Annotated in this window: 17 protein-coding genes; 5 read left to right on the top strand and 12 right to left on the bottom strand. The window is 73.0% G+C overall.

The genetic code is table 11. The features are described 5' to 3' along the window. Positions 1-18 precede the first annotated feature (18 nt). The 3 genes from ACI2K4_RS05480 to ACI2K4_RS05470 all read right to left on the bottom strand — a co-directional run bounded on the left by ACI2K4_RS05480 (position 19) and on the right by ACI2K4_RS05470 (position 1545). Positions 19-480: an ATPase gene (locus tag ACI2K4_RS05480; protein ID WP_404508991.1), complete on the bottom strand. Its 462-nt coding sequence runs from the start codon at positions 478-480 to the stop codon at positions 19-21. Positions 481-617: 137 nt separating this feature from the next. After that, on the bottom strand, positions 618-1064 hold the full coding sequence (locus tag ACI2K4_RS05475; RefSeq protein ID WP_404508990.1) for a response regulator: 447 nt from the start codon (positions 1062-1064) through the stop codon (positions 618-620). Positions 1065-1227: 163 nt separating this feature from the next. Continuing rightward, on the bottom strand, positions 1228-1545 hold the full coding sequence (locus ACI2K4_RS05470) for a hypothetical protein (protein ID WP_404508989.1): 318 nt from the start codon (positions 1543-1545) through the stop codon (positions 1228-1230). Positions 1546-1711: 166 nt separating this feature from the next. On the opposite strand from ACI2K4_RS05470, the gene ACI2K4_RS05465 reads away from it, so the two are divergent. Continuing rightward, positions 1712-2698 carry a DUF2267 domain-containing protein gene (locus tag ACI2K4_RS05465; protein ID WP_404508988.1) on the top strand — a complete coding sequence of 329 codons (987 nt, stop codon included), beginning with the start codon at positions 1712-1714 and terminating at the stop codon, positions 2696-2698. Positions 2699-2745: 47 nt separating this feature from the next. Here ACI2K4_RS05465 and ACI2K4_RS05460 read toward each other — a convergent pair whose 3' ends face one another. Beyond that, positions 2746-3924, bottom strand: a complete 1179-nt coding sequence (locus ACI2K4_RS05460; RefSeq protein WP_404508987.1) for a ThuA domain-containing protein — start codon at positions 3922-3924, stop codon at positions 2746-2748. A gap of 176 nt (positions 3925-4100) precedes the next feature. Beyond that, positions 4101-5396 (bottom strand): ROK family protein, encoded by a 1296-nt coding sequence (locus tag ACI2K4_RS05455; RefSeq protein WP_404508986.1) that lies wholly within the window; start codon positions 5394-5396, stop codon positions 4101-4103. Between the two features lie 231 nt (positions 5397-5627). Between ACI2K4_RS05455 and ACI2K4_RS05450 the strand changes: the two genes are divergently transcribed. Next, the gene (locus ACI2K4_RS05450; protein WP_404509202.1) at positions 5628-6446 is read left to right on the top strand and encodes a spermidine synthase; all 819 of its coding nucleotides are present in this window, start codon (positions 5628-5630) and stop codon (positions 6444-6446) included. A gap of 63 nt (positions 6447-6509) precedes the next feature. Here ACI2K4_RS05450 and ACI2K4_RS05445 read toward each other — a convergent pair whose 3' ends face one another. Continuing rightward, positions 6510-7817, bottom strand: coding sequence for an NAD(P)/FAD-dependent oxidoreductase (locus ACI2K4_RS05445; RefSeq protein WP_404508984.1), 1308 nt, complete (start codon positions 7815-7817; stop codon positions 6510-6512). A gap of 121 nt (positions 7818-7938) precedes the next feature. Between ACI2K4_RS05445 and ACI2K4_RS05440 the strand changes: the two genes are divergently transcribed. Beyond that, positions 7939-9384 (top strand): M20/M25/M40 family metallo-hydrolase, encoded by a 1446-nt coding sequence (locus tag ACI2K4_RS05440; protein WP_404508983.1) that lies wholly within the window; start codon positions 7939-7941, stop codon positions 9382-9384. Positions 9385-9588: 204 nt separating this feature from the next. Next, the gene (locus tag ACI2K4_RS05435; protein ID WP_404508981.1) at positions 9589-11325 is read left to right on the top strand and encodes a DEAD/DEAH box helicase; all 1737 of its coding nucleotides are present in this window, start codon (positions 9589-9591) and stop codon (positions 11323-11325) included. 56 nt (positions 11326-11381) lie between these two features. Here ACI2K4_RS05435 and ACI2K4_RS05430 read toward each other — a convergent pair whose 3' ends face one another. The 3 genes from ACI2K4_RS05430 to ACI2K4_RS05420 all read right to left on the bottom strand — a co-directional run bounded on the left by ACI2K4_RS05430 (position 11382) and on the right by ACI2K4_RS05420 (position 14968). Next, entirely contained in the window at positions 11382-12389 is a 1008-nt protein-coding gene (locus ACI2K4_RS05430; RefSeq protein WP_404508980.1) for an alpha/beta hydrolase, read from the bottom strand. 74 nt (positions 12390-12463) lie between these two features. Then, complete coding sequence (locus tag ACI2K4_RS05425) at positions 12464-13582, bottom strand: phosphatase PAP2 family protein (RefSeq protein ID WP_404508978.1); 1119 nt, start codon at positions 13580-13582, stop codon at positions 12464-12466. 201 nt (positions 13583-13783) lie between these two features. Next, complete coding sequence (locus ACI2K4_RS05420; RefSeq protein WP_404508976.1) at positions 13784-14968, bottom strand: 4-hydroxybenzoate 3-monooxygenase; 1185 nt, start codon at positions 14966-14968, stop codon at positions 13784-13786. A 341-nt stretch (positions 14969-15309) separates the two neighbouring features. On the opposite strand from ACI2K4_RS05420, the gene ACI2K4_RS05415 reads away from it, so the two are divergent. Next, positions 15310-16068 (top strand): hypothetical protein, encoded by a 759-nt coding sequence (locus tag ACI2K4_RS05415; protein WP_404508974.1) that lies wholly within the window; start codon positions 15310-15312, stop codon positions 16066-16068. A 5-nt stretch (positions 16069-16073) separates the two neighbouring features. Here ACI2K4_RS05415 and ACI2K4_RS05410 read toward each other — a convergent pair whose 3' ends face one another. Genes ACI2K4_RS05410 through ACI2K4_RS05400 form a run of 3 tightly spaced genes read right to left on the bottom strand, consistent with a single transcriptional unit; the run spans position 16074 to position 17696 of the window. Continuing rightward, a complete protein-coding gene (locus ACI2K4_RS05410) occupies positions 16074-16361 on the bottom strand; it encodes a DUF6510 family protein (RefSeq protein WP_404508972.1) in 288 nt (95 codons plus the stop codon). Between the two features lies 1 nt (position 16362). Beyond that, complete coding sequence (locus ACI2K4_RS05405; RefSeq protein WP_404508971.1) at positions 16363-17127, bottom strand: ferredoxin reductase; 765 nt, start codon at positions 17125-17127, stop codon at positions 16363-16365. After that, positions 17097-17696, bottom strand: a complete 600-nt coding sequence (locus ACI2K4_RS05400; RefSeq protein ID WP_404508969.1) for a sulfite oxidase-like oxidoreductase — start codon at positions 17694-17696, stop codon at positions 17097-17099. The genes ACI2K4_RS05405 and ACI2K4_RS05400 overlap by 31 nt, the downstream gene beginning before the upstream one ends. Positions 17697-17780 lie beyond the last annotated feature (84 nt).

Here is a 17780-nt window from a genome sequence, read left to right as displayed (position 1 = left end):
TCGGGGCGGGCGCTGCCGTCAGACCTGGGCCCGGTCCCGGCCGTCGACCGGGGCGCTGCCCACGGTCACGTCCCGCAGGATGTGGTCCACCCGCTGCTCGCGCACCCGTCGGGCGTGCAGGGCGGCCTCGAAGTCACGCCGGGCCTGGAGCGCCTCGGCGTAGGCCCGGTCGCGCACCTGCCGCGCCTCTTCCTTGGCCGCGGTCAGTTCCCCCCGCGCCCGGGCGAGGAGTTGGGCCGCCTCCCGCTCGACGACCGCGAGCAGCTCGCGCATCCGTTCCGGCGCCCGTTCGGCCACCGATCCCCCGGTCAGCACGAGGTGCAGCCGGGCCGCCTCCCGGCGTACCCGGAGGAGTTCGTCGTCCGGCGCGGACGCGGCCTCGGCCGGCGTCGCCAACCGGGCCAGCCCCTCGCGCAGCTCCGCCAGGCACGAGTCGACCTGGTCACGGTCATAGCCCATCTCCGCGATGGTGAAGTCCATGCCTTGCCCCCCAGGCAGCGTGTCCTCTCCCCACCTGAATCCTCGTCAGCGGCCCGACCACACGAAGCGGAATCGCAAAATTATTCACCATCCGGCGAGCCCGGGGGCGGTGGCGACGGGTCGACGGGGTCGACGGTTCAGTGCCGCCGGGGCAGCACCGCGACCCGACCGAAGAACTGGTCGATGCGGCGCACCGCGTCGTTGAAGTCGTCCAGGTCGATCGGTTTCGCGACGTACGCGTTGGCCTGGAGGGTGTAGCTGCCGATGATGTCGGTGTCCGCGTTGGACGTGGTCAGCACCACGACCGGGATCGTACGCAGGTCGTCGTCGCCCTTGACCGCGCTGAGCACCTGGCGGCCGTCCATTCTCGGCATGTTCAGGTCGAGCAGGATGACGTCCGGTCGTACGGCGGTGGCGTGCCGACCCTGCTGACGCAGGAACTCCATCGCCTCCTGCCCGTCGCTGACCACGTCGATGGCCTTGTGCACGTCGGAGTCGCCGAGGGCCTCTTCGATCATCAGCACGTCGCCGGGGTCGTCGTCCACGACGAGAATACGGACCGGAGCGGAGGAATCAGCGTCCATGCGTACCTGCCTCGGGGTTGGCGGGAGGGGTGGGGCTTGTGCCGCCGCCCCTCGAGCATCGGACGATCTGCCCTTCCGGTCAGCGTACGCGTCGAAGACGGGAAAAGCGCTTTCGCCCGACCCGGTTCCGGTCACTGGAACACGGGTCGGGCGAAGGCCATGCTCAGCCGGAGGTGGCGGGCTGGAGCAACTCGGCCGGTACCCCGCTACCCGAGGTGCTGCGCGCCTGGTCCGCGTCGTCCGGCTCACCGCTGTCCGGCGGTTGGAAGAGATAGCGGACGAAGTCGGCACCGGCCTCGTTGTCGTCCGCGCCCGGCCACTGCCCCACCGAGTCGACACCGATCACCTCCCGGCTCGCCTCGTCCGCATCCTCCACCAGAGCCCAGACGGTGACCGGATAGGAACGCGTGACGTCCGGGGCCACCCGCCAGCGGGAATACCATCCGGGACGGGCGGGGACGATCTCGATGATCCGCTTCATGACGACCTTCCTTCCGCGAGCGTTCGGAAGTCTGACGGTCCAGCTCGATCATGGGCCGGCATCGGGTGAGGCCCCCTCACCCCGCCCGGGTGAGGCGAGCGGGCCGGACCGAGCGGCCCCCACGCGGACTCGTTTGTGCGGTCCGCGCGCCGGGAAGGCGCAGGGCATGAGCGGAAAGCAGATGGAGGGTGACAACCAGCGGCGCCGCGCCCTGGCCCGGCAGGCGCGCCAGCGCGGGCAGCGGCCGAGTGGCGCCGGCGCCACGCTCGGCTCCTCCAAGCAGCTCGAGAGCCTGGACCAGGCCCGCCGGGACGGTCCGCCGGAGGCGGGCCCGCGCAAACCGGCCGCCGACCGGGCCGGGCTGGAACCCGCCTCGGTGCCGTCGCCGGCACCACCGGCCTGGCCGCTGCCCGACCCGGACCAGGGTGGCGCGGACACCGGTACGGGTGTCGCCGTCATCCGGTACCGGGACCTGGTGAGCGACGTCGGACGTCGGGCCGGGGTCGACTTCGACCAGGCCCGTGCCGCCGCCGAGGCGACGGTACTGGCGCTGGCCGAGGCACTGGGCGACGCCGACCGCGAACGGCTGCTGGCCGCGCTGCCGAACGAGTTGCACAACGGGGCGTCCGGCACGGCGGCCCGCCGACTCGACCTCGGCGGGTTCCTCGCGGAGGTCGCCCGGATCAGCCGACGCACCCCGGAGCAGGCGCGCTACCAGGCCCAGGCGACGTTGAGCGCGCTGGCCGACCGGGACCGGGAACTGGTCGACTCCCTGGACCTGCCGATCGACCTGCGTGACCTGCTCGGTCCGCCGCCGGCCGGCGGCGGGGTGGTCAGCGCACAGGGCGAGACCGCCCCGCTCACCGAGGAGGAACTGCGCGCCGCCCTGGCCGACCTGCCCTACTGGTCCGGTGACCGGCGGTCGCTGACCCGGACCATCGAGCTGCCGCCGGAGAATCTCGACCGGGTGCTCGGACTGCTGGCGACGCTGCGACCACGCAACGGCCGGGGGCCACGGATCGGTCGGCCGAGCCCGGACACCGCGCTGATCGAGGTGCGCACGGCCCGGGTCGACGCGGTCACGGCGCTCGACATCGACCTCGCCCGGCAGGTCGACGACGCGATCGAGCAGGCCGGCGCGGGCCTGAGCTGAGCGGTCCGGTTGGCTGGTCGAGCCGACCGGCCAACCGGACCGGATGGTCAGCTACCGCCGGTGAGGGTCACCGTGTCCACGTCGAACAGTGAACCGGAGCCGCCGGTGTAACGCAGGAACAACGACCCGGAGGCGGTACCGGTCAGGGTGGTGGTGACGGTACGGAACGTCTCCCACCCGCCGGTGTTGGGCACCGCGGCGGAACCGAGCAGTGTCCCGGTGGCGGAGCCGGCGCGGATCTGGATGGTGCCACCGGCACCGGCCGAGGAGATCCGGGCCGAGAAGCCGGTACGCCCGGCGGTGCTCACCGAGGCGTACCCGGTCCAGTCGTTGTTCTCGATGTAGCCGACGGTCGCCCCGCCGCTCGCCGCGCCCTTGCCGACGATCTGCACCCCGGACTGCGAGCTGTACGACTCGGCCTCCACGGTCACCGAACCACCGCCGCCGCCACCGCCGGGAGTGCAGGCGGCCGGGGCCCAGCCGGCCGCGTACCGGATGCCGCCGAGCAGGTGGGCGCGGAACGCGGGGTCGGCGTAGGAGGCCTGAGTGTGCCCGAAGCCGGTGTAGAACGCCCGGCCGCTGGACTGCGGGTGGCACCAGGCGATCGGGTGGTCGCCCATGCTGCCGCCGGAGTAGCTGGACTCGTTGAGGCTGGCCAGCACCCGCACCTGGGAGCGCGGGTTGGTCCGGTAGTTGTACCACTCGTCGGTCCGGGTCCAGGTCGCCGCCAGGTGCGCGGTGGCGGCGTGGGTACGGTCCTCGACGTTGACGGTGGCCTGCTGGATCGCCGGGTGCGAGGCGAACCAGGCGCCGACGAGCCGGCCGTAGTAGGGCCAGTCGTACTCGGTGTCGGCGGCCGAGTGCACCCCGACGAAGCCGCCGCCGCCGTTGACGTACGTCTCGAAGGCCGTCTGCTGGCTGGCGTTGAGCACGTCGCCGGTGGTGTTGAGGAAGACCACGGTACGGAACCGGGCCAGGCTGGTGGTGGTGAACTGGGCGGCGTCCTCGGTCGCGGTGACGGTGAAGTTGTTCGCCGCGCCGAGGTCACGAATCGCCTGGATGCCGACCGGGATGGCGTCGTGCCGGAACCCGGCGGTCTTGGAGAAGACCAGCACCTGGTACGGGTCGTCGGCCTGGGCCGGGCCGGCGGTGGCGGCGACGGCCGTACCGGCGAGCAGCACGCCGGAGGCGGCGACCGCCAGCGCGCGACGGATCGGGAGTTTCATGATCGGCCTTTCTGGTCGGAACGGGGTGGGGTGGGTACGACCGGGCGGGGCGCGCGCCGCCGCGTTGACCGCCCGGTCGGGCGATGCGGTGGGGGGGTCGGGTCAGGTCGGTTGCCGATGGACCGCCTGTCGGGTGGACGGGTGGGTCGCAGGGATCGGGGACGGGTGGGGAGGGTTCAGGGGCTGCCCGCCGGGGTGGTGGGCAGGACCGCGTGGGTGGGGTTACCCACCGACGTGGGGTCGGCGATCACCCGGTCGACGACCACGCCCGCCGCCCCCCGGGCGGCGGCGGTGAAGCCGAGGTCGGAGGCGACGAACCGGCAGTGCGCGGCCCGGCCGGCGACGACCAGCCGGTCCAGTTCGGGTCGGGCGGCCGGGACCAGCCACTGCGCCAGCGTGGCGAAGTAGCCGCCGAGCACGATCACCCGGGGGTTGACCAGGTTGACCAGGATGGCGCCGCCGAGTCCGAGCCACCGGCCGACCTCGGCCACGGCGGCGGAGACGACCGGGTCGCCGTCGTCCAGCCGTCGGCGCAGTTCGGCGACCCGCTCCTCGGGCACCCGCAGCGGTTCCGGGTCGAGCCCGTACGCCCGGTCGGGGGTGACCGCGCGGATCAGCTCGGCGAGCCCGACCTTCGTCTCCCAGCAGCCGGTACGGCCGCAGCCGCAGCGCCGACCGGCCGGGTCGACGGGGAGGTGGCCCACCTCGCCGGAGAAGCCGTCGTTGCCGCGCAGCAGCCGGCCGTCGGAGATCACCCCGCCGCCGACACCCACCTCGCCGGTCAGGTAGACCAGGTCGCGGCTGCCGGCGGCGACGCCGTAGGTGTGCTCGGCCAGCGCGGCGAGGTTGGCGTCGTTGTCGACCACGACGCGCAGCCCGGCCGGGAGGGCCGCGGTCAGCCGTGGCCCGAGCGACAGGTCGTGCCAGCCGAGGTTGGGCGCGAGCACGACCGTGCCACGGGCGATGTCGACGAGGCCCGGCACCGCGACGGTCACCCCGACCGGCACGGCGCCGGCGTCTCCCAGGTCGTCCAGTGCCCGCCGGATCACCTCGGTCAGCGCGTCGACGCACCGGTCCGGACCGCCCTCGGTGGCGTCGAACGGGATCCGTCGCTCGACCAGCACCCGACCGGCCAGGTCGGTCCCGTGTACGCCGATGTAGTCGACGTTGATCGCCACTCCGAGGGCACCCACGCCGGCCCCGTGCAGCGCCACCGCCCGGCCCGGTCGGCCGGCGCTGCCCGAGTATTCGAGTCCGGTCTCCCGGACCAGTTCCCGGGCCAGCAGCTCGTCGACCAGGCTGGAGACCGTCGCCTTGTGCAGACCGGTGCCGGCGGCGATGGCGGCACGCGAGCGGGGGCCGTGTACCCGCAGGTGGCCGAGGGTTCGGGACAGGTTGGCGCGGCGCAACGACAGTTGGTCGGTGGGTGCGTTCGCCGGTCGGACCTGACCGGAGCGCGGCGAGGTGGACATCGCGCCCCCTGATTCGTCGGTTGGTCCGACTAACCAACCATGCGACATAGATCGATATCAAGGGGGGACGACATGGATTCCCCACTATTTCGAAACCCGGCGACAACCAGTCGTCCGGGGGACCTCACCGGCGTCGGCGCGAGTCCCGGGGCGGCCACCGGTTAGCGTGCAGCGGTGGCGACGCGACCTCCGACACCGGCCGACACCGGGGCCCGCCCCCGGGGCGGTTCCCTGGCCGGGACGACGGAACTCCTGATCGACCGGTTCCGTCCGAGCGGCCGGATCCTGCTGGTCGAGGGGGTGCCGCAGTCGTACGTCGACCTGGGCGACCCGACGTACCTGCACTTCGACTACGTACGGCGGATGGCCTCGGTGGTGGACGCGGCGGCGCCCAGGGGGGCCGCGCTGCGCGTACTGCACCTGGGCGGCGGCGGCTTCACCCTGCCCCGCTACGTGGCCGCCACCCGTCCCGGGTCGACCCAGACCGTGGTGGAGCGCGACGCCGCCCTGGTCACCCTGGTCCGGCGGGAGTTGCCGCTACCCACCGACGACATCGAGGTACGGGTCGCCGACGCGCGGGCGGCCCTGGAGTCCGAGCCGGACGGCGCCTACGACCTGGTGCTCGCCGACGTCTACCAGGCGGCGCGGATGCCCGAACACGTCGCCAGTGTGGAGTTCGCCGCCGAGGCGGCCCGGGTGCTCCGGCCGGACGGGGTGTACGTGCTCAATCTGACCGACCTGCCGCTGCTGGCGTTCTCCCGGGTCCAGGCGGCGACCCTGCGGGCGAGCTTCGCCGAGGTGGTGGTGGTCGCCAGCCGGGCGATGCTACGCGGCCGGCGCTACGGCAACGTCGTGCTGGCCGCCGCCCGCGCGCCACGGCGACTGCCGGTGTCCCGGCTGGTGAACCTGGCGGCCAGGGACAAGGTCCCGGGCGCCGTGCTGCACGGCGCGGCACTGGACCGCTTCGTCGCCGACAGCAGACCGGCGACCGACCCGGCGCGTGGCCGGGACGGCGAACCGACGACCGGCGCGGTGACCGACCGGGGCTGAGCCGCGTCGACGGCCGACGCGGTGAGCGACCGGGGCGGGACCGCGTCGCGGCCGGTGACCGGGTCAGCGGACGCCGACCCGGGTGGGCACCTCCGGCGACTCGCTCTCCAGCGGCACCGCGTTGGCCGGGACCAGGCCGAGTTGCACCGCCGGGCGGGACAGCACCGCGTCGAGCAGCCAGTCGACCCCCACCCGGGCCCGGTTGCTCGGCAGCGCGAACAGGTGGTAGCCGCGGGTGACCGCCTTCGCCAGCAGCCCGGACAGCGGCACCTGGAGCGGGTTCGCCGCCGCGTCCCGGCCGCCGAGGTCCACCACGAACCCGAGGTCGTGGTGCCGGTACGGCCGGCGTCGGCCCTGCCCGTACGAGGCGGCGATGTTGTGCGCGACGAGCTTGCCCTGGCGCTCGGCGTGCTGGGCGGTCATCGGCGTCACCTGACCGGGCCGGGTCAGGTCCGGCACGGCGGCGGCGTCGCCGCAGGCGTACACCTCGGGAAAGCCCGGTACGCCGAGGAACTCGTCCACGGTGAGCCGGCCCCGCTCGGTGGGCAGGCCGAGGTCGGCGACGAGCGGGTCGGGGCGTACCCCGACGCACCAGATCAACGACCGGGTGGGCACGTACTCGCCGTCGCTGAGGCGGACGCCGTCGGCGGTCGCCTCCTTGACCGAGGTGCCCATCCGGACGTCGACCCCGCGTTCGTCGAGCACCCGTTGCGCGGTCACGGACATCCGCTCGGCTAGTTCGGGCAGGACCCGGTCGGCGACGTCGAGCAGCATCCAGCGCGGACGGATGTCGAACCCCGGGCGTTGGGCGGCCAGCCGGTCGGTGAAGAGCTGTCCGTGGGCGGCGACCTCGGTGCCGGTGTAGCCGGCACCGACCACCACGAAGGTGCTGCGAGCCGCCCGTTCCCGCTGGTCGGTGGCGGTGTCGGCCAGTTCGACCTGGCGGACCACGTGGTCGTGCAGGAAGACGGCCTCGGGCATGCCCCGGAAGCCGTGCGCGTGCTCGGTGACCCCGGGGATCGGGAGGAGCTTGTTGACGCTGCCGACGGAGAGCACCAGCCGGTCGTAACCGAGCTGCTCGCGGTCCCCCTCGGGCCGGGTGAACCCGACCTGCCGGGCGCGCAGGTCGACCCGGTCGACCTCACCGACGATCACCCGTACGCCGGGGAGCGTGCCGGTGAGCGGCACGGTGATCCGGGTGGGCTCCAGCACGCCGGCCGCGACCTCGGGCAGCAGCGGCAGGTAGAGGAAGTAGTCGGTCGAGCTGATCAGCGTGATCTCGGCCCGGCCACGGGCGATCCGGGAGAGCCGTCTCGCCGCGTGGTACCCGGCGAACCCGGCTCCGACGATCACGACACGTGGTGTGGTCATAACCAGTGCCGTTCCCGGGCACAAGCGGGACAAACCTCGGGAAGACGACGATCGACCAGGGCGCCGCGCACCGCCCCCGGGGCCATTGACACTCGCCACCTCGATTGATGACGATGATCTCATGTCTTCTGATGAATCACACGGCCCAGAGCCCACGAAGCCGACCCGCCGTACCTTTCTCTCCGCCGCCACGGTGACCGCCGCCGCGGCGGTGACCGTGCCGATGGTCGCCGCGCCGGCCAGCGCCGGGGGGCACGACGACGACGGCCCCGGCCGACCGGTCCGGCCGCAGGCCCCGGACCGGGAGCTGCGCCGGCTGCTGGACGAGATCGACCAGCGGCGGATCGAGGCGATCGTCCGGCGGCTGGCCGCCTTCGGCACCCGGCACACCCTGTCCAGCCAGGACGACCCGGTACGGGGCATCGGCGCCGCCCGGGACTGGATCCACGAGCAGATGCGGGGCTACGCGGCGGCCTCGGGTGGCCGGCTGACGGTGGAGGTGCAGTCGTACATCCAGCAGCCCGCCTCCCGGATCCCGGTGCCGACCCGGATCAGCAACGTGGTCGCCACCCTGCGCGGCACCACCTCCCCCGGGCGGGTGTACGTGGTGACCGGTCACTACGACTCGCGGTGCACCGACGTCATGGACTTCACCAGCGACGCCCCCGGCGCCGACGACGACGCCTCCGGCGTGGCGCTGCTGATGGAACTGGCCCGGGTGATGTCCAAGCGTCCGATCGAGGCGACGGTGGTCTTCGCCGCGGTGGCCGGCGAGGAGCAGAACCTGTACGGCTCGACCTACCTGGCCCAGCAGTACAAGGCGGCCGGCACCGACATCCAGGGCATGTTCAGCTGCGACATCATCGGCAGCAGCACCGCCGACGACGGCACCCGGGACCCGAGGTCGGTACGGCTGTTCGCGGAGGGTGTGCCGACCTCGGAGACGCCGGGGCAGGCGAGCACCCGCCAGTCGGTCGGCGGCGAGAACGACTCCCCGTCGCGCCAGCTCGCCCGGTTCGTCAGCGACGTGGCGGAGAACAGCGCCACCGGGATGAACGTACGGGTGGTCTACCGGCGGGACCGCTACCTGCGCGGCAGCGACCACATCGCGTTCCTGCGCGAGGGCTGGCCGGCCGGTCGGTTCACCGAGCCGAACGAGGACTTCGCCCACCAGCACCAGGACGTACGGGTGGTGGACGGCAAGCAGTTCGGCGACCTGCCGGAGTTCTGCGACTTCGGCTACATCACCCGGGTGACCAAGGTGAACGGGGCGGTGCTGTACTCGCTGGCCCAGGCGCCCGGTACGCCGAAGCGGGCGACCATCGTGACCACGAACCTGACCAACGACACCGAACTGCGTTGGGACCGGGGCACCGAGCCGGACCTGGCCGGTTACGAGGTGCTCTGGCGGGAGACGACCGCCTCGGAGTGGACCCACGTGATCGAGGTCGGTGACGTCACCACGGTCACCATCAACCTGTCGAAGGACAACGTGTTCTTCGGCATCCGGGCGGTGGACCGGGACGGTCACCGCAGCCCGGTCGCCTTCCCCCAGCCGGGGAGCTGACGCCCGTACCGTTCCTCGGCACCCTGACCCCGCGGGGTGACCGGGGCGGTTCCGATCGCGCCCGCCCGGCGCCCGCCGACCGGGCGGGCACCGGGCCACCCGGGCGAGGTAACCGCCTCGGTCGAGGCCCAAGCACAGCCCCGCGAGGGGCAGGTACCCCGGTAGCCGAAACACGCCGACCGGGGTAATGAAAGGCTTGTGGGCATGAGTTCCGAGAGCGTAAGTCCCGATCCAGTAACCCCTGTCGATGGCACCGGTGCCGACGACGACGCCGGCACCTTCGCCGACCTCGGATTGCGGGACGAACTTCTCGGGGCGTTGAGCGCTCTCGGCTACGAGGAACCGACCGCGATCCAGCGGGAGACGATCCCGCCCCTGCTCGCCGGGAGCGACCTGCTCGGACAGGCGGCCACCGGCACCGGCAAGACGGCGGCCTTCGCCCTGCCGCTGCTGCACCGGATGCCGGCCGGGCGGCGGCCCGACGACCCGTCCGCGCTGGTGCTGGTACCGACCCGGGAACTGGCCGTGCAGGTCTCCGAGGCGGTCCACCGCTACGGCCGGGAACTCGGCGTACGGGTGCTGCCGATCTACGGCGGCCAGCCGATCGGCCGGCAGCTACGGGTCCTCGACGGCGGCGTGGACGTGGTGGTCGCCACCCCCGGCCGGGCGCTGGACCACATCGCCCGGGGCACCCTGCGGCTCGGCTCGCTCGCCACGGTGGTGCTCGACGAGGCCGACGAGATGCTCGACATGGGCTTCGCCGAGGACATCGAGGCGATCCTCGCCGAGACCCCGCCGCAGCGGCAGACGGTGCTCTTCTCCGCCACCATGCCGTCCCGGATCGACGGTCTGGCCCGCCAGCACCTGCGCCAGCCGGTACGGATCGAGATCGGCCGCCCGTCCCCCACCACCGGCACCGCTCCCCTGGTCCGGCAGACCGCGTACGTGGTGGCCCGGGCGCACAAGCCGGCCGCGCTCGGACGGGTGCTGGACGCCGAGTCCCCGGCCGCCGCGATCGTCTTCTGCCGCAGCCGGGAGGAGGTCGACCGGCTCACCGAGACGATGAACGGCCGGGGCTACCGGGCCGAGGCGCTGCACGGCGGGATGAGCCAGGAGCAGCGGGACCGGGTGATGGGCCGGCTGCGGACCGGCACGGCGGACCTGCTGGTGGCGACCGACGTGGCGGCGCGCGGGCTGGACATCGAGCAGCTCACCCACGTCTTCAACTACGACGTGCCCTCCGCCCCGGAGTCGTACGTGCACCGGATCGGGCGGGTCGGCCGGGCCGGACGGCAGGGCGTGGCGATCACCCTGGCGGAACCGCGCGAGCACCGGATGCTCAAGACGATCGAGCGGGTGACCGGGCAACGGATCTCGATCGACAAGGTGCCGACGGTGGCGGACATGCGTACCCGGCGGCTGGAGCTGACCCGGGCGGCGCTACAGGAGAGCCTGCTCGAGGACGACCTGGATCAGTTCCGGGTGATCGTGGAGACGCTGGCCGACGAGTTCGACGTGATGGAGGTGGCGCTCGCCGCGGTGAAGCTGGCCCACGAGGCGGCCGGGGTGCCGGTCGACGACGAGGAGATCCCACAGGTCACGCTCCGCGAGGAGCGGGGCGGACGGGACGGCCGGAACGCGCGCGACGCTCGGGGTCGGGACGGGCAGCGGTCCGGCCGGTCCCGGCAGGGGGGCATGACCTGCCTCTTCATCGGGGTGGGCCGGCGCTCGGGCATCCGCCCGCAGGACCTGGTGGGCGCGATCACCGGGGAGACCCGGGTCAGCGGCCGGGAGATCGGCTCGATCGAGATCGCCGACCGGTTCTCCCTGGTCGAGGTGCCGCAGGCGGCCGCCGACGAGGTGATCAACCGGCTGCGCGGCACCACCATCAAGGGCCGCCGGGCGACCGTACGCCGGGACCGGGACGGCGCCCGGGAGTAAGCGGCCGACACCCTCGGCACCACCGGCCGCACCCTCGCCCCGCCCCGGTCCACCGCTCAACGGACCGGGGCGTCCTCGGCGACGCCGCGCCGGCCGGTCCGGGCGAGGCGGAGTCGGACACCGGGAAAGGCCGCCGGCTCCGGGTGGGCCGGCGGCGTCGCCTCGACCGATCCTCGGGCGTGGCCGCCCAGCACCTCGACGATCTCGGCGACCACCCGTCTGGCCTCGGGGATCGGCGTGAGCACAAAGTCGTGCAGCATCCCCGGGTACTCGCGCAGGACGATCTCGGTGCCCTGTTCGGAGGCGAGTTGGCGCAGTCGCCGGGCGTCGGGGTTGAGTACGTCCCGGGTGCCGGTGAACAGGGTCACCCGGCCGAGGTCGCGCAGCGGGCCGTTGATCGGGCTCACCCCGGGCACCGACGGCAGGTCCGGCAGCGCGTACAGGTGGCCGAGGGAGCGCAGGTGGGCGGCGTTGAGCAACGGGTCGCGGCGGGCGATCGCGGGGATCTCCGGGTTGGTCATGGTCGCGTCGAGCCAGGGCGAGAGCAGCACGAGGTCACCGGGGCGGGCGGTGTCGGCGGGAAGCGACTGCACCAGCGCCAACGCCATGCCGGCCCCGGCCGAGTCGCCGATCACGGCCAGCCGGTCGGCCGCCATCCGGCCCACCACCCGCCGGTAGAGGCGGAGCAGGGTCGGGAAGACGTCGCGGTGGCCGTACTCCGGGGTGAGCGGGTAGATCGGTACGGTGACGCTTCGGCCGGTCCGCTCGGCCAGCCGCGCGACCAGGTTCCAGTGCCCGACGGTGATCTCGGCCGCGTACGCGCCCCCGTGCAGGTAGAGGATCTGTCCGTTGGGGGCCCCGGTGACCGGCGTGACCACGTACGTCGGCCAGTCCTCGAAGTCCTGTCGCTCGACGGTGACGTGCCGCAGGATCGGCGGACGGTGGGCGAGTGGGTCCCGTGGCGCGGCGGAGGCGCCGATGAAGCGCTTCGGCGCGAACTGCCACCGCTTCACCCGGGCGAGGGTCAGCGAGACGGTGAGGATGCGACTTCCGAGACTGAGCACGGTCAACGACTCCTTCGGGTCCACGGTCGGGCCGGGGATGGTGGCGATGCGGCGGCCGGCACGCCGACCGGGTCTCACCGGGGCCGGGCCCGGGGTCGGTGCGGCGGCGATCGGCGGATCCGGTCCCGCAGCCGTACCAGTCCGCGTCGCGGCCGGTCGGCCAGGCGTCGGGCCCACGGGAACTCGCGGCCGAGCAGGGAGAGTCCGGCGAAGATGGTCAGCCACCCGGGTCCGGGCAGCACCAGCATCAGCAGCCCGGCCAGGATGACGACGCCGCCCGCGACCGCGATGCCGATCCGGCGCAGGGTTCGTCGCCGGCCGGGTCGACCGCGACGGCGCCCCGGCCGGCGGCCGGGCGGGTTCCGGTGCCGTGGCACGGACGGCCCCGACGACCAGCGCGGGCGTCGGGTGGAGCGCCAGGGCCGACCTTCGCCCTTGGGCACCGGCACCAGGAGCGGGATGACCGCCACGATCGCCGCGGCGACGATGCCGTCGAGCCAGTAGTGGTTGGCGGTGACGACCACCACGGCGAGGGTGACGGCCGGGTGCAGCAGCCAGAGCCAGCGCCAGCGGGTCCGGGTGGCCAGCACGAGCCCGGTCGCGACCAGCAGCGCCCACCCCACGTGCAGCGAGGGCATGGCGGCGTACTGGTTGGTGAGGTCGTCGGTGGTCGGTGTGCCGTACACCGACGGGCCGTATCGCGCGGCGGCGTCGAACAGGCCGGTGTCGGCCAGCATCCGGGGCGGTGCCAACGGAAAGACCAGGTGTACGACCAGCGCCGCCCCGGTCAGCGTGGCGAGCGAGTTGCGGGCCCAGCGGTAGTACCCCGGGCGGCGCAGGTAGAGCCAGACCAGGAAGGCCGCGGTGGCGGGGAAGTGCACGTACGCGTAGTAGCTGTTCGCGGTCCGGACGAGGGTCTCGGTCCGGGACAGCAGGTCCTGGACGGTCGCCTCGTTCGGCAGCCGGAGAAACCGCTCCAGGTGCCAGATCCGGTGGCCGTTGTCGACCGCGACGGTCGCGTGGCCGTCGGCGAGCAGCCGTCCGAGGTTGTACCCGGCCCAGAGCAGGGCGACGAGCACCAGTTCGCGCAGCGCTCGGGGACGGCTGGCCCGACGGTGGGCGGGTGGGGGAACCGGTCGGTTCCACCAGCCCGTGACCCCGGTCCAGTCGGTGGGGGTCGGGACACCGACCATCGGCGTTGACCCGCGCACTGGTTCCCCCACCCCGAAACATGACAAAATCCCGCTAGCCGCTTCTAATTGAGTAGCGACGTTGGTTCAGCTAGCGAGACTACAAGTTGTAACGCGGCAGGTCGCAGCTTTGATGCCGAGAAGTTCCGCACGCCACAGTCGCTTGCGTCCGGCCCCGGCCGCGTGGTGCGACGGTTCGAACGCTCAGTCCCACCCGATGTAGTCCTGGAGGAACGCGGCGGCGTATGCCGGCGACTCGACGAGCCGCTCCAGCCGGGCCCGCTGCAGCCGGTGCAGGAACGGCGCCTCACGGATTCCCGGCGCCGGGGTGTTGACCAGATCCATCATCCAGCCGACGAACTCCTGCGCCCGCCACACCCTGGCCAGCCGGGTCTCCGAGTACGCGTCCAGGCGGGCGGGCCGACCGCCGGTGAACCGCTCGACCAGAGCCAGGGCAAGCTCCTCGGCGTCGGCGAGGGCGAGGTTGAAGCCCTTGCCGCCGACCAGGGGCACGACGTGCGCGGCGTCGCCGACCAGGAAGACCGGGCCGTACCGCAACGGGGCACAGACCAAAGAGCGCATCCGTACGCTGCTGGTGGAGAGGATCGGCCCCTCGTTCAGGGTCCACGGCTCGTCCAGCGCGAGCCGGAGCCGGATCTCCTTCCAGATCCGCTCGTCCGGCCAGTCGGCCCGACTGTCCTCCCGTGGGCACTGGAGATAGAACCGGCTCACCGTCGGGGTACGGCGTACGTGCACGCACGCCCCCGAGGCGTGGATGGCGTTGACCACGCAGTCGCTGGACGGGGCCGCCTCGGCGAGCACCGCCAGCCAGGCGTAGTCGTACTGGTGCTCGTGGATGGTGAGGGCGGCGCGCGGGATGGCACGACGGACCACGCCGTACTCGCCGTCGGCGCCGACCACCACGTCGCAGCGCAACTCGCTCGGACCGGCGGCACCGCCGAGCCGGATCACCGGCCGGTCGCCGTCGAGATCGGTGACGGTCGAGGCGGGAGTCTCGAACCGCAGGTCGCCACCGGCGGCGAGGAAGACGTCGACCAGGTCCCGGACGAGGTACTGCTGCGGATAGACGAAGTGACCATGAGCGGCGGCGACCGGGTGGTAGGCGAGCGGGTAACGCCGGCCCCCCATCCGGAACTCGATCCGGTCCTGCACCGCCCCGGCGGCGAGCAGGCCGCCCGCGAGGTCGTGCCGGCGCAGCAGTTCGACCACCCGGTGCTCGACCGCGGCACCCCGGGCCCGTTGCTCGACGTGGGCCCGGTCACGCCGCTCGACCACCACACAGTCGATGCCGGCCCGCTGCAACAGGACCGCGACCAGCATGCCGGCCGGACCCGCGCCGACGATCCCGACCCGGGTACGGCCGGTCATCCGGCGTCACCGGCGTGCGGAGGAAGTGCCCGGTTCGGGGGCCGCGAGAGAGTCTCACGCACAGACGTATCGCCTCCTGGCAGCCCGCCCGGTCGAGCGCCCGACATGGACGGCAGCATGGCGGGTCCTCGCCGTTCACGGCCGTCCGCCGATGAGCGAAACGCAGAGGAATTCTCACTTGGGCCGCTGACGAGTGTCAATCCCTTTCACTGTCGGGCGGACCCGGGCCGCGCGGCACGGCATCCGCGACCGGCACCCGGACCCGAGTCCAGCGGGTGTAAACCTGCGGTTTACAGTGCTACGGTGTGGTCGTTCGCCCCACCCGAGGCAGAAGGAGAGAGATGTCCCGGAATCCCCGGCCGACCGGCCCCCTGGAGCGACTCGGCGAGGCCGAGTACGACGAGCTACGCGCGCGCACCCGGGACCTGGTACGTCAGATCACCGGCCGACTCGCCGCCAACCCGACCCTGGGCGGCCCCGACCCGGCCGCGAAGCCGGGTGACGTCGACGACGAGCGCGAGCACCGGAGCACCCGGTTACGCCGGGTCCACGCCGGGCAGCTCACCGACGCCCTGCTGGCCGAGGTGTCCGCCGAGTGCGCGGCGCAGGACGCGGCGGACGCGGTCTGGCTCGGAGCCAGCCTGGCCGACCTCGGCTCGTCCACCGGCAACAGTCGGCAGGCCGCCCGCAAGCGCTGGCCCGACCTGGGCCTGATCTACCGCACCCGGCGCTGGCTGGCCGGACACGACCAGGACCTGATCACGGTGATCCGGCAGGTGCTGGAGCACAGCCCGGAGATCGGCGCGGCGCCGGGCTCCGCCGACGCCCTCGACCGGGCCGTGCCCGCCCTACGCGAGGCCCTGGACAGGGTCCGGGCCGACCTGGACTCCGGAACCGTCGTCACACCGGAGACCGGTCGCCCGGCCCGCTGGCCGCACCTGGCCGACGCGGTCGATCGCCACCTGCGCGCCGTGGTCGAACTCGGCGTGCCGGCCACCCCCGGGGCGGCGCTGGCGTTCGAGGGGGCGCGCGGCGTGCTGGCCCACTACGACAGCGTCACCGCGGAACCGGCGACCAGCGGGGCGGCCGTCGGGGACTGACGCCGTCACCAACCGGCGGGCGTCTCCGGCGGCATCGGCACCTGGACGAAGACCGCGCCGCGCAGGTCGAGCCAGGCGCTGGTGGGAGTGCGTACCAGTCGCATGATCACCTCTTCGCAGCTCGGGCACCGGGCGACCAGGCCGGGTGCGTGCTGGTAGACGTGCATCTCGGCGATGGGTCCGGTCACGCCGCAGTTGGCGCACCGGCCGGTGGCCGAGGTGAGGTCCACCGCGAAGAGTTCGCGCATCGGGCCGGCGAGCATGTTGCCGTCCATGTAGTGCCCATCGACCATCTCAACCTCCGGTGGGACCGAAGCGCTCGGTCTTGACCCGGCGGGAGTCGTGACCGAGGGCGACGAGGATATCGGCGACGGTCTCGACAAACCCCGTCGGGCCGCAGACAAAACAGGTGGGTGCGAGCTCGGACGGCCACCCCTGGCTGTTGACGTCGGCGACCCCGATCCGGTGGGCGGAGGAGGGCCAGCCGTCCGGGGTCTCACGGGTGTAGACGTACGCGATGTCGAGGCCGCCGTCGTCGCGCGCCCGCCGCCGCAACTCGTCGGCGAAGTAGACGTCCCGGGGCGTCCGGGCCGAGTAGATCAGCCGGAACGGCACCCGGCTGCCCGCCGCCCGCCGGGCCCGGACCATGGCCATCAACGGCACGATGCCGGAACCACCGGCGACCAGCAGCACCGGCGCGGGTTCGGCCGCGCGCCAGACGAACCAGCCACCGACCGGCCCCCGGATCTCCACCGGTTGGCCGACGGAGAGGATGTCGAGCAGGTACGGCGACACCTCCCCGTCGGGCACCCGCTGCACGGTCAGCTCGACCCGGTTGGCGTCGGCCGCCGACGCGATCGAGTACGAGCGCTCCGCGCGGTAGCCGTCCGGCGCGGTCAGGCGTACGTCGACGTGCTGGCCGGGCGTGTGCCCCGGCCAGTCCGGCACCTCCAGCACCAGCGTACGGGCGGTGTCGGTCTCGTCCCGGGTCTCGACGAGCTGGGCAATGCGCCAGCTCGCCGCCCGGTTCAGTCGCCCTGGTACCGCTGCTCGCGCCACGGGTCACCGTAGTCGTGGTAGCCGGCGGTCTCCCAGAAGCCCGGCTCGTCGGTCAACATCAACTGAATGCCCCGCACCCACTTCGCCGACTTCCAGAAGTAGAGGTGCGGCACCAGCAGCCGGGCCGGGCCGCCGTGCTCGGCCGGCAGCTCACCGCCCTCGAACTGGTGCACCACCCAGGCCCGCCCGTCGAGCAGGTCCTCCAGCGGGAGGTTGGTGCTGTAGCCCCCGTACGAGTGCACCAGCGCGTAGTCGGCGGCGGTCTCCACGTCGGCCAGCAGGGTGTCCAGCGAGACCCCGCGCCAGGTGGTGTTCAGCTTCGACCAACGGGTCACACAGTGGATGTCGACGGTCGGGGTCTCGTTCGGCAGTGCCAGCATCTCCGGCCAGGACCAGCGGTGCTCGGCCCCGCTCTCGGTGGTCACCACGAACTCCCAGTTGTCCAGGGAGACGCGGGGGGTGGGCCCGGCCGACAGCACCGGGAAGTCCTCGGTCAGATACTGCCCGGGTGGCAGCGACGGCTGCGACGACCTGGGCCGGCCCTGGAAGCCCGGCGATACGAATCCCATCCGCTACTCCTATCACCTTTGCCGGGGTGCCAGATCGGGTTCCCGGCAGGTGATCATAGGGGCGCCCGAGCCGAGCGCCCCGGC

It is taken from the genome of Micromonospora sp. NPDC050397, from assembly GCF_044901685.1.
Classification (GTDB): domain Bacteria; phylum Actinomycetota; class Actinomycetes; order Mycobacteriales; family Micromonosporaceae; genus Micromonospora_G.
Note: the sequence above shows the minus strand (reverse complement) of the source record. Positions and strands in the feature narration are given on the sequence as shown.

Coding starts and splice junctions, on each gene's coding strand:
- ACI2K4_RS05480 (WP_404508991.1), bottom strand. CDS start 480: ATGGACTTCACCATCGCGGAGATGGGCTATGACCGTGACCAGGTCGAC.
- ACI2K4_RS05475 (WP_404508990.1), bottom strand. CDS start 1,064: ATGGACGCTGATTCCTCCGCTCCGGTCCGTATTCTCGTCGTGGACGAC.
- ACI2K4_RS05470 (WP_404508989.1), bottom strand. CDS start 1,545: ATGAAGCGGATCATCGAGATCGTCCCCGCCCGTCCCGGATGGTATTCC.
- ACI2K4_RS05465 (WP_404508988.1), top strand. CDS start 1,712: ATGAGCGGAAAGCAGATGGAGGGTGACAACCAGCGGCGCCGCGCCCTG.
- ACI2K4_RS05460 (WP_404508987.1), bottom strand. CDS start 3,924: ATGAAACTCCCGATCCGTCGCGCGCTGGCGGTCGCCGCCTCCGGCGTG.
- ACI2K4_RS05455 (WP_404508986.1), bottom strand. CDS start 5,396: ATGTCCACCTCGCCGCGCTCCGGTCAGGTCCGACCGGCGAACGCACCC.
- ACI2K4_RS05445 (WP_404508984.1), bottom strand. CDS start 7,817: ATGACCACACCACGTGTCGTGATCGTCGGAGCCGGGTTCGCCGGGTAC.
- ACI2K4_RS05440 (WP_404508983.1), top strand. CDS start 7,939: ATGTCTTCTGATGAATCACACGGCCCAGAGCCCACGAAGCCGACCCGC.
- ACI2K4_RS05435 (WP_404508981.1), top strand. CDS start 9,589: ATGAGTTCCGAGAGCGTAAGTCCCGATCCAGTAACCCCTGTCGATGGC.
- ACI2K4_RS05425 (WP_404508978.1), bottom strand. CDS start 13,582: ATGGTCGGTGTCCCGACCCCCACCGACTGGACCGGGGTCACGGGCTGG.
- ACI2K4_RS05420 (WP_404508976.1), bottom strand. CDS start 14,968: ATGACCGGCCGTACCCGGGTCGGGATCGTCGGCGCGGGTCCGGCCGGC.
- ACI2K4_RS05415 (WP_404508974.1), top strand. CDS start 15,310: ATGTCCCGGAATCCCCGGCCGACCGGCCCCCTGGAGCGACTCGGCGAG.
- ACI2K4_RS05410 (WP_404508972.1), bottom strand. CDS start 16,361: ATGGTCGATGGGCACTACATGGACGGCAACATGCTCGCCGGCCCGATG.
- ACI2K4_RS05400 (WP_404508969.1), bottom strand. CDS start 17,696: ATGGGATTCGTATCGCCGGGCTTCCAGGGCCGGCCCAGGTCGTCGCAG.